Source organism: Micrococcus antarcticus, from assembly GCF_044872765.1.
Taxonomy (GTDB): domain Bacteria; phylum Actinomycetota; class Actinomycetes; order Actinomycetales; family Micrococcaceae; genus Micrococcus.
The window spans coordinates 1557425-1570933 of record NZ_CP085253.1; the positions used below are offsets into that span (position 1 = coordinate 1557425).

Annotated in this window: 11 protein-coding genes; 1 reads left to right on the top strand and 10 read right to left on the bottom strand. The window is 75.5% G+C overall.

Annotation, left to right across the window (positions count from 1 at the left end):
• Window positions 1-4 precede the first annotated feature (4 nt).
• The gene (locus LG274_RS07270) at window positions 5-1261 is read right to left on the bottom strand and encodes an aminotransferase class I/II-fold pyridoxal phosphate-dependent enzyme (RefSeq protein ID WP_404463655.1); all 1257 of its coding nucleotides are present in this window, start codon (window positions 1259-1261) and stop codon (window positions 5-7) included.
• A 156-nt stretch (window positions 1262-1417) separates the two neighbouring features.
• Window positions 1418-4819 (bottom strand): SNF2-related protein, encoded by a 3402-nt coding sequence (locus LG274_RS07275; protein ID WP_298710182.1) that lies wholly within the window; start codon window positions 4817-4819, stop codon window positions 1418-1420.
• 127 nt (window positions 4820-4946) lie between these two features.
• Here LG274_RS07275 and LG274_RS07280 point away from each other — a divergent pair, with 127 nt between their 5' ends.
• Window positions 4947-6680, top strand: a complete 1734-nt coding sequence (locus tag LG274_RS07280) for an SDR family oxidoreductase (protein WP_298710180.1) — start codon at window positions 4947-4949, stop codon at window positions 6678-6680.
• Here LG274_RS07280 and LG274_RS07285 read toward each other — a convergent pair.
• Genes LG274_RS07285 through LG274_RS07320 form a run of 8 tightly spaced genes read right to left on the bottom strand, consistent with a single transcriptional unit; the run spans window position 6677 to window position 13451 of the window.
• Window positions 6677-7435 carry a glycosyltransferase family 2 protein gene (locus LG274_RS07285; protein WP_298710178.1) on the bottom strand — a complete coding sequence of 253 codons (759 nt, stop codon included), beginning with the start codon at window positions 7433-7435 and terminating at the stop codon, window positions 6677-6679. The genes LG274_RS07280 and LG274_RS07285 overlap by 4 nt on opposite strands.
• Window positions 7432-8097: a hypothetical protein gene (locus tag LG274_RS07290; RefSeq protein ID WP_298710176.1), complete on the bottom strand. Its 666-nt coding sequence runs from the start codon at window positions 8095-8097 to the stop codon at window positions 7432-7434. Before LG274_RS07290 ends, LG274_RS07285 begins: the two co-directional genes overlap by 4 nt.
• 1 nt (window position 8098) lies before the next feature.
• Complete coding sequence (locus LG274_RS07295; RefSeq protein ID WP_298710174.1) at window positions 8099-8434, bottom strand: lycopene cyclase domain-containing protein; 336 nt, start codon at window positions 8432-8434, stop codon at window positions 8099-8101.
• The gene (locus LG274_RS07300) at window positions 8431-8754 is read right to left on the bottom strand and encodes a lycopene cyclase domain-containing protein (protein ID WP_298710172.1); all 324 of its coding nucleotides are present in this window, start codon (window positions 8752-8754) and stop codon (window positions 8431-8433) included. Before LG274_RS07300 ends, LG274_RS07295 begins: the two co-directional genes overlap by 4 nt.
• Entirely contained in the window at window positions 8751-9632 is an 882-nt protein-coding gene (locus LG274_RS07305; protein ID WP_298710170.1) for a prenyltransferase, read from the bottom strand. Before LG274_RS07305 ends, LG274_RS07300 begins: the two co-directional genes overlap by 4 nt.
• A complete protein-coding gene (gene crtI, locus LG274_RS07310; protein WP_298710168.1) occupies window positions 9629-11284 on the bottom strand; it encodes a phytoene desaturase family protein in 1656 nt (551 codons plus the stop codon). Before crtI ends, LG274_RS07305 begins: the two co-directional genes overlap by 4 nt.
• Window positions 11281-12243: a squalene/phytoene synthase family protein gene (locus tag LG274_RS07315; RefSeq protein WP_298710166.1), complete on the bottom strand. Its 963-nt coding sequence runs from the start codon at window positions 12241-12243 to the stop codon at window positions 11281-11283. The genes crtI and LG274_RS07315 overlap by 4 nt, the downstream gene beginning before the upstream one ends.
• A complete protein-coding gene (locus tag LG274_RS07320; RefSeq protein WP_404463660.1) occupies window positions 12240-13451 on the bottom strand; it encodes a polyprenyl synthetase family protein in 1212 nt (403 codons plus the stop codon). Before LG274_RS07320 ends, LG274_RS07315 begins: the two co-directional genes overlap by 4 nt.
• Window positions 13452-13509 lie beyond the last annotated feature (58 nt).

The window sequence follows — 13509 nt, forward strand, 5'->3', positions numbered from 1 at the left end:
CCCCTCAGGCCAGGCCGCGCGCCGCATGCCAGGCGGCGATCCCCTCGAGCGCCTCGTGGACGGCGCCCGGGCCGGCGGCGAAGGAGAGGCGGACGAACTCGGGCCCGTGGACGGCGTCGAAGTCGTCCCCCGGGGTCAGTGCGACGCCGGCCTCCTCCAGCAGGGCGGCGCAGTAGCCGACGGCGCTGCCGAACTCCGCCAGCATGCCTGGGGCGAGGCGGGCCCACAGGTAGAAGGCGCCGTCGGCGGGGGCGGCGTCGGCCCAGCCGAGCCGGGGCAGGGCGGCCAGCACGACGCCGCGCGTCGCCGTGAAGCCGCCGGCCTGCTCGGCGCAGAACGCGTAGGACTCCTCGCTGAACGCGTGGACGGCCGCCTCCTGGGCCGCGGCGGGCGGGCAGAGGGCGACCGAGCCGGCGAGGCCGTCGACCGCGGCGGCGAGGTCGTCCGGCATGAGCATCCAGCCCAGCCGCCAGCCGGGCATGCCCCAGTACTTGGAGAACGAGCTGACCACGAGCGCGGTGCGGGAGGTGCGCCATGCGCAGGCGCCGGGCCCCTGCCCGTCCGCGTGCACGATGCCGTGGTAGATCTCGTCCGAGACGAGCCGCACCCCGCGTTCCTCGCACCAGCGGGCGAGCTCGGCGAGCTCGTCGGCGCTGACCATCGTGCCCGTGGGATTGGCCGGGGAGGCGAGCACGAGCCCCGCGACCGGGCCCTCCGCGAGCGCCGCCTCCAGGTGGGCGACCGTGGGCTGGTAGCGGGTGCCGGCGTCGACGTCCACGTCCACCACCTCCACCCCGAGCGCCGCGAGGATGTTGCGGTACGCGGGATAGCCGGGGCGCGGCAGGAGCACGCGGTCCCCCGGGGAGAACGCCGCGAGGAAGCCGAGCATGAACGCCCCCGAGGAGCCCGTCGTGATCGCGACCTGCTCGGGGCGGACGTCGAGCCCGTACCAGCGGCGGTAGTGGCCGGCGACGGCGGCCCGCAGCTCCGGCAGGCCCAGCGCCGGGGTGTAGGTGAGGGCACGGCCGGAGGCGTGGACGGCGGCGGCCGCGGCGTCGACGGCGGGCGGGGCGCCCCCGCCCGGCTCCCCCGCGCACAGGCTGACGACGTCGTGGCCGGCGGCGCGCAGTGCGGCGACCCGGCCGAGGATGCTCATCACCGTGAACGGCGGCACCTGCGACCGGGCGGACGGCGCGAAGGCGGGGGCAGGGGCGGCGGTGCTGGCGTGGGCGGCGGTGCTGGAACGGGACGGGCGACGCATGGCCCGAGGCTACCCCCCGTTTTCGTTCGGGAAACGGCGCCCCGGGGACGACTTTCGTTGACGAAACGGCCGGGCGGGCCGCCGTTTCGTCAACGAAAACGTCTCGACCCGCCGCCGTTTCCCGAACGAAAACGTCCGGCCCGCCCCGCGCGGCCCTCACTCCTCCGCGCCGAGCAGCTCCCGGATGTCGTCGGCCGTCAACGAGTCCGTGAACGCGCCCGCGCCGGAGTCGTCGGACTCGTCCACGAGCGCCCCGAACAGCTCGGCCTTGCGTCGCTGCAGCTCGAGGACCTTCTCTTCGATCGTCCCCTCGGAGACCATGCGGTAGACCACCACGGTGCGCTCCTGGCCGATGCGGTGTGCGCGGTCCACCGCCTGTGCCTCGGCGGCGGGGTTCCACCACGGGTCCATGAGGAACACGTAGTCGGCCTCGGTCAGGGTCAGGCCGAAGCCGCCGGCCTTGAGGGAGATGAGGAACACCGGCGCCTCGCCCTCCCGGAAGCCGCGGATCACCTCGGCGCGGCCGCGCGTGCCGCCGTCGAGGTAGGCGTGCTCCACCTCCATGGCGTCCAGCTCCTCGGCGATCACCTTGAGGAAGCTCGTGAACTGGCTGAACACGATCACGCGGTGGCCCTCGGCGAGGATCTCCGTGAGGTCGTCCAGGAACCGCTCCAGCTTCGAGGAGGGGATGGAGGCGTACTCCCCCTCCACGATCTGCGGCGCGAGCGCGAGCATGCGCAGCAGCGTGAGCGACTTGAAGATGGTGAAGCGGTTGCCGTCCACGTCGCTCAGCAGCCCCAGCACCTTGCGGCGCTCGCGCTGCAGCACGCGGTCGTACACCTTGCGATGGCTCGGCTCGAGCTCCACGCGCAGCACCTGCTCCTGCTTGGGCGGCAGGTCCTTGGCCACGAGCTCCTTGGAGCGGCGCAGCATGAACGGGCGCACGCGGCGGCGCAGGGCCGCCATCCGCTCCGGGTGCTCCCCGGACTCGATGGGCGTCACGTACGCCTCGCGGAACCGGCGGTGGCTCGGGAACAGCCCCGGCACGACGACGGCGAGCAGCGCCCAGAGGTCGCTGAGCGAGTTCTCCATGGGCGTGCCCGTGATGGCCAGACGGAACGGGGCGGGCAGGTCCCGGGCCACGGCGTGCACCTTGGAGGCGCGGTTCTTGAGGAACTGCGCCTCGTCGTAGACCACGCCGCCCCACGTCACCCTCCCGTACTGGGCGGCGTCGATCCGCAGCAGGGTGTAGCTCGTCACCACGACGTCGGCGCCGGCCACCGCCGTCTCCACGTCCGCTCCCCGCTTGCGCGTGGTGGTGTCCAGCACGCGCACGTCCAGGCCGGGGGTGAACTTGGCCGCCTCCGCGGCCCACACGGACACCACCGAGCTCGGCGCCACCACCAGGAACGGCGCGCGGCCGGGGTGCGCGGCGCGGGCGTGCGCCATGAGCGCGAGGGTCTGCACGGTCTTGCCGAGGCCCATGTCGTCGGCCAGGATCCCCCCGAGGTCCTGCTCGTACAGGAAGTGCAGCCAGCGCAGCCCCTCCTGCTGGTACGGGCGCAGGTCCGCCTGCAGCCCGGCGGGCTCAGGCGCCTCGGGCAGGCGCTCCATGGCGGCGAGGCGGCCGACGGCGGCGGTCCACGCGGGATCCTCCGTCGTCTCGTCGGCGAGCTCCTTGAGCTCCTCCCAGAACCCCACCTGATGCCGGGACACGGAGGGGTTCTCCGGGGTCCACTCCTGCAGCGTGGCGGCCTCGGAGAGCAGCGCGCGCAGCCGCTCGAACGCCGGATGGTCGAGGGAGAGGTAGGAGCCGTCGAAGAGGATCAGCGAGCTCTGCCCCTGCACGAGGGCGGTGAACAGCTGCGCGAACGGCAGCACGTGCCCGTCCACGGAGACCTGCACGCCCAGGTCGAACCAGTCGTTGCGGGCGGCGGTGGTGCTCGCCTCGATCCGCGGCGCCGCCGTCAGCTCGCGGTACTCGGGGCGCTCGCCGCGCACGTCCACGCGCACGTGGTCCAGCCGCTGCAGCTGCGGCAGCACGGTCTCGGAGAAGCGCGCCGCGGCCACACCCTCGAGCACCTGCTCCTCGGCCCGGCCCGCCCGGGGCCAGGCCTCGGCGGCGGCGCGCAGGACGGCGTCCTCATGGCGGACGTCCCGCAGGGTGTCCCCCGCCGGGTTCATCCCGAGCTCGCGGGGCGGGTCGAAGTACAGCCAGGACCAGCGCAGCACGAGGCGGTGGTCCTTCTGAAAGTCGGCGCGCAGGCGCAGCACGGGGGGCTCGAACTCGGGCAGCTCCACGGACGCGTCGGGGCTGGCCACCTCGAGGGCGGCACGCAGCCGCGGGTACACGCGGGTGAGGAACTCGTCCCGGTCGGCGGCGGGCACGCGCACGGGCTCGCCCGCGAGCACGAGCTGCTGCACGGCCTCCGGGACCGGGGCGACGGCGGGGATGAGGTGCAGGGTGAACCCGCCGTCGTCGTCGGTGACGCGGTAGAAGCCCACGCTGCCCACCACCTGCACCCCGGCCATGCCGCCGGGCATGGTGCTCAGCGAGGGGGCGACCTCGAGGCCGCCGTCCGGGGCGCGCGTCACGTCGAGGCCCACGGCGGCGGGATCGTCGAGGACGACCCCGGAGAGCAGGCCCAGCGGCACCAGCTCGACGCCCGCGGACTGCGCCTCGGCGAGGAGCTGCCAGATGCGCGGGGAGTCGAAGGCGTGCAGGCCGAACCAGGCGTCCGTGGGGTAGGAGTCCTCGGCCATGAGCTGGCGCCAGATGAGGCGCAGCGCCCGCTCCTGGGCCGGGGCGAACTCGGCGCGCGGGAACTGGAAGGCGCGCCACGTGAGCCCGCCCTTGATCCAGGTGCCCTTCGCGCCGCGCCTGAGGGGGCGGACGATCACGTACAGCGGGCGGCCCTCCCGCAGGTGCTCCTCGCCCGCGGGCGCCGGGCCCCACTGCTGGTACACGTTGCGGGAGGACTCGGCGACGAGCTCCACGCCGATCGCCAGGGGCGGCGGTGCACCCAGGCGGCGCGGGGCGTCCAGGCCGGCGAGGGGCTCCATCACGCGGCGCCAGTCGAGGCCCGTGCCGCGGGCGGCCGAGCGCTCCCGGGCCGCGGCAGCCACGGCGTCGGGGTCCGAGGAGGGCGGCACGGGCAGGGCGTCGGCCGTGGTGACCATGTCCGCGAGCTTGCGGCGGGCCTCGCCGAGCGCCTGGTCGGCGTCCAGGCGGACCACCTGGTAGAGCACCGCGGCCACGTGCTTGCAGTCGGTGCCCACGGGGCAGGTGCAGCGGCCGGTGACCGGCTCCACCTCGGCGGGCGCGCCGGGCTCGGCCGCGTAGACCTCCTGCACCTGCACGCGCACCCGGTAGGGACTCGGGGCAGTGCCGCGCACGGAGGCGTCGACCACGCCGCCCGCGGCGTCGTACCGGAGCCGGCCGACGGCGCCCCGGGCGGCGATCTCGAATCCGCGGTCCGCCATCGTGCTGCCGACGACCGCCCGGATTGCCTCCGTGCGCACGTGCGGCAGGACGTCTCCCGAATCTGCGATGGCCATACCCACCAGTTTCCCATGGTGGTCCGCCCGATGCCGCACACGGTGGGCGAGGAGCCGACGGGGTGAGATGCGGGCCACTGAGGCTCAGACCTCGTAACCGGTCCGGCCCCTTCCCTAGGCTGGCCCGATGAGCACCCCCTCCGTCGCGCGCGCCACTCCCGCATCCGCGTCCGCCGCCTCCTCCCCCGCCGACCAGCCCGGCACCGAGCCCGGCACCTCCGAGTCCCGCGCCCCCTTCGCCTCACCCCTCGGCCTGTCCCTGCCCGAGGGCCGCGGCCGCCGCGTCCTCGTCACCGGCGCCACCGGCTACGTGGGCGGCCGCCTGATCCCCGAGCTCGTGGCCGCCGGCTTCGCCGTGCGGGCCGTGGCCCGCAACCCCGAGGACCTCGAGGGCCGGCCGTGGTCGGACCGCGTGGAGATCATGAAGGCCGACCTCTCGGAGCCGGACGAGGTCCGCGCAGCGATGGAGGACGTCCACACCGCCCTGTACCTCGTGCACTCCATGGGCGGTGACGGTGACTTCGTGGAGCGGGAGCAGAAGATCGCCGACGTCGTGGCCCGCGCCTCGGACGACGCCGGCGTCACCCAGCTGGTCTACCTCTCCGGCCTGCACCCGGACGAGAAGCCCGTGGAGGAGCTCTCCGACCACATGCGCTCCCGCGAGCTCGTGGCACGCCGTCTGGACGAGGCCGCCGCACCCGCGCTGGTCTTCGAGGCCGGCGTGGTCATCGGCTCCGGCTCCACCTCCTTCGAGATGATCCGACACCTCTCGGACCGTCTCCCCGTGATGCCCGGCCCCTCGTGGCTGAAGAACAAGGTGGAGCCCATCGCCATCCGCGACGTGCTCTACTACCTGGCCCACGCGTGCGCCCTGCCCGAGCCCGTGCAGGCCCGCGCCCAGATCGGCGACGGCGTGGCCCAGCCCTTCGCCACCCTGCTGACGCAGTACGCCGAGGCTGCCGGCCTGTCCAAGCGCATCGTGATCCCGCTCCCGTTCCCGGCCTCCCACCTCTCCGGGTTCTGGATCGGCATGGTGACCCCGATCCCCGTGGGCGTGGCCCTGCCGCTCGCCTCCTCGCTGCGCGAGGACGCGGTGACCTCGAACCACACCGTGGCGGACATCATCCCCGACCCCCCGGGCGGCCTCACCAGCTACCAGGACGCCGTGCGCCGCGCCCTGCACCACGAGGAGTCCGGCCCGCTGGACGTCACGTGGGAGGCGGACGAGTACTCCGCCGTCGACCCGGCCGCGCCCCTGCCCTCGGACCCGGAGTGGGCCGGCAAGACCGTGTACAAGGACGAGCGGGAGCGTGAGTCCGACCTCTCACCCGAGGACGTGTGGCCCGTGATCGAGTCGGTCGGCGGGGCCAACGGCTGGTACTCCACGCCCCTGCTGTGGCAGATCCGCGGCGTCGTCGACAAGGCCGTCGGCGGGCCGGGCCTGGCCCGCGGCCGTCGCGACGCCGAGCACCTGCGCCGCGGCGACATCGTGGACTGGTGGCGCGTGGAGAAGATCGAGTACGGCCACCGGCTGACCCTGCGTGCCGAGATGCGCGCCGGCGGGCGCGCCTGGCTGCAGCTGGCCGTCGAGCCCCGCGAGGGCGGCGGGTCGGTGTACCGCCAGCGCGCGATCTTCATGCCCGACGGCCTGCTGGGCCGCGCCTACTGGACGGCCATCCTGCCGTTCCACGCCGTGGTCTTCCCGGAGATGGCCGCCAACATCCTGGCCGAGGGCCAGCGCCGCAAGACCGGCGGCGAGCGCGGCCGCACCCGCGGTCTCGTGCGCGCCCTGGCCGACCGGCTCCCCCTGCGCCGCAACCCGCTGGACCGCTCGAAGAAGGACGGCGCGAAGAAGGGCTAGTCCGCGCGCGGGCCCCGGGCCTGCTGCACCCGCCGCACCCAGCGCTGACCGGGCGGGAGGATCGCCCAGTTGGCGCGCAGGGTGGCGCCCGCCATGCGGCCCTGACGTGCGCGGGCGCCGAGCGAGTGGAAGATCCGCCCGGCGGCTCCCACGCGCACGTGCGGGTCGAACCGCACGATGTGCCCGGCGAGGGCGAGGTGGAAGGAGAGGTCGAGGTCGTCGTGCAGGTCGGCGCGGTGGCGGTGCACACTCCCCCGCACCGCCTGCCACGCCTCGGCGCGCAGGGCCAGGTTGGAGCCCCACAGCGGGGTGCCCGCGAGCGCGGCACCCGCTGCCCAGCGGTAGGCGTTCGTGTAGAGCCGGGAGCGCAGCACGCCGAGCAGGCCCGGCTGGTCGTAGAACTCGCCGGGGCCGGTGAGCGCATCCAGGCGCGGGTCGGCGGCGAAGCGCGCCGTGATCCGCTCGATCCAGTCCTCCGGCGCACGGGTGTCCGCGTCGCACCGGAGCAGGAGCGTGCCGACGGCGGCGTCGAACCCGGCGGCCGAGGCGGCGGGGATGCCCCGCTCGGGCTCGGTGACCACGCGGGCGCCGAACTCCCGGGCGACGTCGGCCGAGCCGTCCACGCTCCCGTTGTCCACCACCACGACCTCGTCCGCGGGCCGGGTCTGGCGGGCCAGATGCGCCAGGCAGACGCGAAGGTGGGCGGCGTCGTCGAGCACGGGGATGACCACGCTGACGGTGGGCTCCGGGGTCATCGGCTGCCCTGCCCGGCGCGGGAGGGGGTGGCCCCGCTGACGGCCACCGCGCCGGCGTCGGCCGCGCGCACCGCCAGCGCCGAGCCGACGAGCGCGCCCAGGCTGTCGGCGAGGAGGTCGCCGAGGGTGTCGTCGTAGCCCACGCCGATCTCCTCCGAGACGGCGTGGTGGGCCCACCACTCGGCGATCTCCCACACCACGCCGAGCGTCACCGTGAGCGAGGCGAGGGCGAGCACGGCCACCAGGGGCCCGACGGCGCGCACGACGCCGGCCGCGTCCGTCCGGCCGGGGATCCCTGCGGTGCGTCCGGGCTCGGCACCCGCGCCCATGCCGCCTGTGCTGCCGGCGCGGTGGCGCAGCCAGGCGCGCAGGCTGACGCCCACGAGCCCGGCCACCACGGCGGAGGCGGCCGCGTGGACCACGATGTCCAGGGTCGGCACTTGGTGGTAGAGGCCGACCACGCTGAACCAGCCGGCCGCCAGCAGCATGGCCTGCCCGGCCCAGTCCAGCAGGGTCCCTCCGCCGAGCCAGCGCAGCAGCCACTGCGCGCCGAACACGAGGAACATCACCGCCGCGGACGGCCAGCCCGCCGTGGCCCAGGCGAGCGGGATGAGGACCGGGCCGAGGGCGCGCAGCAGGTCCGCCGGGAGCAGGGGGAACACGTCAGCGCTCCCCGCCGCGGTCCCCGCCGGAGCGGTCCCGCCGCCCGGTGAGGAGCAGCCACAGCGCGGGCAGCAGGAGGGCGGATCCCAGGGGGTAGGCGAAGTCCTCGAGGGGCGCCAGGCCCAGGTAGACGCCGGAGAGCAGGTCGTGCCCGTAGTCGAACAGGCCCGCGGCGATCATGACGTTGTCGAAGATCGCGGTGAGCACCCACAGCGCCGCGAGCGCGAGGCCCAGGGCGGCCAGGTGCCGGCCGCGCAGGCGGCGCGTGAGCACGGCGGCGAGCAGCACGACGAGGGCGATCCCCACGAACACGACGTTCAGATCCCAGAAGCTCACGTGTCACGCCCCGCCCGGTGCTCCAGGATCCGCACCGCGCCCGTGAACAGGACCATGGTGAGGTAGCTGAGGAAGAGGAGGAAGAAGACCTCCTCGACCGGCAGCTGGGGGGCCACCAGCAGTCCGGTCATGTACGGGGACTCGCGGTGCAGGAACACGCCCGCCACGATCCCCCACACGTCCCACGCGAGGAAGTAGGCCAGGCCCACGGCCAGCACGAGCGCCCCGACGGCCGGGCGGCGCCACAGGAACAGGCGGAAGCGGCGGTCGAGCAGGGCCATGCAGCCGATCACGGCCAGGAGGCAGGCGAGGTAGATCACGCCGCACCCCCGCGGGCGAAGGCCCAGGCGATCAGCAGCATGGTCACGCCGAAGCCCACCCCGTAGTTCAGCGGCAGGAAAAGCCGCCAGCCGCGGTTGGCCTCCCCGGAGGTGGCGTCGGTGACCCCGCGGAAGCGCAGGGTGTTCAGCAGGTAGGGCACGGCCAGCAGGGCGGCGAGCGGGCCGGGCCACTCGGTGCCGAGCATCAGGAGGCCGGCACCGGCGTACAGGGCGGCGGCGAGCCACACGGTGGGCCGGGCGCCGAGCACGGTGGCCACGGAGGCGAGCCCTCCCTCGCGGTCCGGCACCACGTCCTGCACCGCGCCGAACATCTGGGAGGCCATGCCCCAGAGGAAGAACCCGGCCAGCAGCGCCCACAGCGCCGGCGTGAACGTCGCGCCCGCGAGCACGAGCCCGTACACGGCCGGGGAGACGAAGTGCGTGGCCGACGTCGCCGCGTCCAGGAAGGGGCGCTCCTTGAAGCGCAGCCCCGCCCACGAGTAGGCGACCACCGCGAACAGGCTCACAGCCAGCACGGCGACGGCGTCCCACTGCCCCCGGGCGATGGACCAGCCGGCCAGCACCGCGACGAACGGCAGCGGGAGCAGGCAGGACCAGAGCAGCACCGCGCGGCGGGACTCCCCGCCCACCACGGCACCCTCCACGCCGCCCTTGCGGGGGTTGCGGAGGTCGGACTCGTAGTCGAAGACGTCGTTGATGCCGTACATGGCGAGGTTGTAGGGCACCAGGAAGAACACGGTGCCCAGCACCACGAGCCACGTCGGGAGCCCGCCGGTGAGGATGGCGGCGGCGGCGAAAGGGAAGGCGGTGTTGATCCAGCTGACGGGCCGGGAGGCCTGGAACAGCGTGCGGATCACAGCGGGGCCCCTGGCCGCGGCACGGGGGCACCCAGGTGCTGGGCCACGGCCTCGCGGGCGATCTCGGCCGAGATCAGGCACATGGGCACGCCGATGCCCGGGCGCACGGACGAGCCGGCGTAGACCAGCCCGGCCACGTCGGCGTCGCGCACGGCGGGGCGGAACATGGCCGACTGGCGCAGGGTGTGCCCGGGACCCAGCAGGGAGCCGCGCCACGCGTTCACCTCGGCGGCGAAGTCCCCGGGGCCGTAGGTGCGCCGCACCACGATCCGCTCGGCGAGGTCCGGGATGTCCGCCCAGCGGGCGAGCTGGGCGAGGGCGCGGTCGGCCACGGCCTCCACCATCGGGTCCCCGGGGGTGTCCTCGTCCGGGGTCCGGACGCCGCCGCGGCCCCAGCCGACCTCGGCGGGGGCGGGCACGAGCAGGAACAGGGCCTCGTCGCCGTCGGGCGCGGCGCCCGGGTCCGTGGCCGAGGTGCGCGAGACGTAGACCGAGGTCTCCTCGGCCAGCTCGTCGCCCGCCTCGATGCGGCCGAAGTTGTCATCCCAGTCCGCGGTGAACAGCAGCGTGTGGTGCAGCAGCTGGGGCAACGCGCCGCGCACGCCCACGCACACCAGCACCCCGGAGGGGCCGGGGTCGCGGCCGTCCCACGCGGACTCGGGCACGCTCTGGGCCGCGGGAAGCAGGCGGGTCTGCACGTGGTGCAGGTCCGCTGCGGCCACCACGGCGTCCGCCGGCACGCGGTGCTCCGCGCCGGAGGCGTCCCGGTAGACGACGCCGGTGGCCCGCCCGGGGCTGCGGCGTCGCCCGCGGAGTCGGCCCAGCGCGCCGCGGGCCGGCGAGGGAGCCGCGTCCGCCACCTCGATGCGGGTGACCTCCGCCTCCGTGCGGATCTCGACGCCGGCCTCGCGGGCCAGGTCCGCCATCGCGTCCACCAGGGCGGCGAACCCGCCGATGGGGTGCTGCACGCCGTCCTCGAGGTCGAGGTGGCTCATGAGGTGGTACATCGCCGGGGCGCGCCGCGGGGAGGTCCCCAGGAACACGGCGGGGTAGCCGAGGATCTGGCGCACGCGGGGGTCCTGGAAGCGGCGGGCCACATGGCCGCGCAGCCCGCCCAGCAGCTGGGGGCCGAGCGCGGGCAGGGCGCGCAGCACCTCGGGGTGGGCCAGGGCGAGCGGGCGGCGGAAGTCGGTGTAGAGGAAGTGGCGCTTGGCCAGCGCGTAGATGCGGGCGGCGGAGTCCAGGTACGCGCCCAGGCGCGGGCCGGCTCCCGGCTCGAGGCGCTCCACCAGCGCGGTGGCCTCGGCGCGCCCCGTGACGACGTCGACGGGCGGCTCCTCCAGGTGCTCCTGCGTGTACACGCGGTAGGCGGGCTCGAGGCGGCGCAGGTCCAGGCGCTCGTCGGCGGAGGTCCCCATGAGGCGGAACCACCGGTCGATCACCTCTGGCATCAGGTACCACGAGGGCCCGGTGTCGAACGTGAAGCCCTCCGCGCTCCACCGCCCCGCGCGGCCGCCGAGCCCGGACTGGCGCTCGAGCAGGGTCACCTGGTGCCCGTCGCGGGCGAGCAGGCCCGCGGTGGCCAGGCCCGCGAAGCCGCCGCCCACCACGACGACGCGGCGCGGACGGGTGTCGGTCTGGTGCGTCCTCATGCGGTGCCTCCAGGGCGGATGGAGCGGGTGGAGCGGGTGGGATTGCGGCGACCCGCGCGCCGGGAGTGCTCGCCGTCGTCGCGGCGGGAGCCGGCCAGCACGCGCAGGGCAATGCGCGCCTTGACAGCGTCCGGCACGCGCACGCGGCGCTCTGCGAGCTCGGCGGCGGGGACGGCGGCGATGCGCCAGGCGAGCTCCGCGAAGAGCCCGTGGGCCAGGAGCACGGCGCGGCCGGCCCGCGGGTCGAGGGCGTGGATGCCGGGCAGGGCGGCGTCGAGGTCCGCCCACAGGTCCGCGAGCAGCTCGGCCTTGCGCTCCTCGGTGAGGGTGCCCGGACGCGCGTCGGCGAAGTAGGTGCGGCCCAGGCCGTCGTGGTCCGCGGCGAGGTCCCGCAGGAAGTTGACCTTCTGGAACGCCGCGCCGAGGCGGGAGGCGGCCGCGCGCAGCTCCTCCTGCTCGGCGGGGGTGTCCGCGCGGGTGCCGGGCAGGGAGGCGAACACGCGCAGGCACATCAGGCCCACCACCTCGGCCGAGCCGTGGATGTACTCGGCCAGGGAGTGCTCGCCGTGCTCGCTCGTCTCCAGGTCCGCGCGCATCGAGGCGAAGAAGGGGGCCGTCAGCTCGGGGGTGATCCCGTGGCGGCGGGCGACGTCGGCGAACGCGTGCAGCACGAGGTCCGCGGAAAAGCCCGTGGCCATGGCGTCCTCGCAGGCGGTCTCGTAGGCGTCCAGGGCGGCGCGCACCTGCGCAGGCTCCAGCCCGGCGGCCGCGGCCGGGCCGTCGACGATCTCGTCCGCCACGCGCACCATCGCGTAGATCGCGGCGATGTCCCCGCGGGCCTGGGCGGGCAGGGTGCGGCAGGCCCAGGAGAAGGAGGTGGAGTAGCGGCCGATCACGGTGCGGGCCGCGGCGTGCGCGGTGCGCGTGAAGAGGTCCAGTCCGGTGGTCGGGGCGCTCACGCGGGCTCCTCCGTCCCGAGGATGCGGCGGCAGGCCGCGGCGAAGTCCGCCCGCTCCGCGGCGCCCAGGGGCAGGGCCTCCAGACGGGCGAGCCCGCGGTCCACGAGTTCGGCGGCCAGCTCGAGGGCGTGCGTGCGCGAGCCCGCCTCCTCCAGGGCCGCACGGGCGGCGTCCACGGGGTGCGGGGCGCCGTCGTCGTGGGGTGCGGTGCCGTGCGGGGCGGTGCCGGCCGCGGTGCCGTGCGGGGCGGTGCCGGCCGCGGTGCCGGCCGCGGTGCCGTGCGGGGCGGTGCCGTGCGGGGCGGTGCCGTGGTGGCCCGAGACGCTGCCGGCCGGGGGCGCGGCGGCGGCGCGGTCCAGCAGCGCGGCGACGTCGGGATCCCGGCGCCCGTGGGCGGTGACGACCGTGGCCTTGCCCTCGCGCAGGTCACCCGCGTCGGGCTTGCCGGTGGCGTCCGGGGAGCCGAACACGCCGTGCACGTCGTCCACCACCTGGTAGGCGGCCCCGAGGTCGGCGCCGACGGCGGCGAGGGCCGCGGCCAGATCGGGGGTCGCGCCGGCCAGCAGGGCGCCGGCGCGCAGGGGGCCCTCGAAGGTGTAGGCGGCGGTCTTGAGGCGCTGCATCGCGAGGATCCGTGCGGGCTCCGGGTGCTCGCCCGTGTGGCGGGCCAGGCCGAGGAGCACGTCCTCCAGCTCACCGGCGGCCGAGGCCGTGGCCGCGTCCAGCACGACGGCGGCCACGGGGGCGGCCCGCACCGGGTCGGGGGTGCACGTCATGGCCAGGCGCAGGGCCAAGGTGAGGAGGGTGTCGCCCGCGATGACCGCGACGGAGAGGCCTGCATGGGCGTCCTCTCCGGCGGGGACGCCCACGCCTGCGAGGCGCCGGCGGTAGACCTCGGCCACGGTGGGGCGGCCGCGGCGGACGGTGTCCCGGTCGATCACGTCGTCGTGCACCAGGAGGGCCGTGTGCAGGAGCTCGAACGCGGCGCCGAGCCGGTCCACGGCCGCGCGGTCCGCCGCCGGGACGGGCACGCCGGCGGCGGCCCGGTAGCCGAGGTCCACGAGGCGCGGGCGGATGAGCTTGCCGCCCACGGTGGACTGCTGGAGGGTGCCGAGCAGCTCGGCGAACGCCTCGGAGCCGGGGGCGCTCTCCGCGGCGCCCGCGAGCGTCTGGGTGAGCACGGCGGAGACCCCGTCCGCGTCCTGCATGGGCCCTCCTCGGCAGCTGAGACGACGGCGCGACGGACCCCCCGCGAGGCGCGGGGGA

Coding starts and splice junctions, on each gene's coding strand:
- LG274_RS07270 (WP_404463655.1), bottom strand. CDS start 1,261: ATGCGTCGCCCGTCCCGTTCCAGCACCGCCGCCCACGCCAGCACCGCC.
- LG274_RS07285 (WP_298710178.1), bottom strand. CDS start 7,435: ATGACCCCGGAGCCCACCGTCAGCGTGGTCATCCCCGTGCTCGACGAC.
- LG274_RS07280 (WP_298710180.1), top strand. CDS start 4,947: ATGAGCACCCCCTCCGTCGCGCGCGCCACTCCCGCATCCGCGTCCGCC.
- crtI (WP_298710168.1), bottom strand. CDS start 11,284: ATGAGGACGCACCAGACCGACACCCGTCCGCGCCGCGTCGTCGTGGTG.
- LG274_RS07320 (WP_404463660.1), bottom strand. CDS start 13,451: ATGCAGGACGCGGACGGGGTCTCCGCCGTGCTCACCCAGACGCTCGCG.
- LG274_RS07275 (WP_298710182.1), bottom strand. CDS start 4,819: ATGGCCATCGCAGATTCGGGAGACGTCCTGCCGCACGTGCGCACGGAG.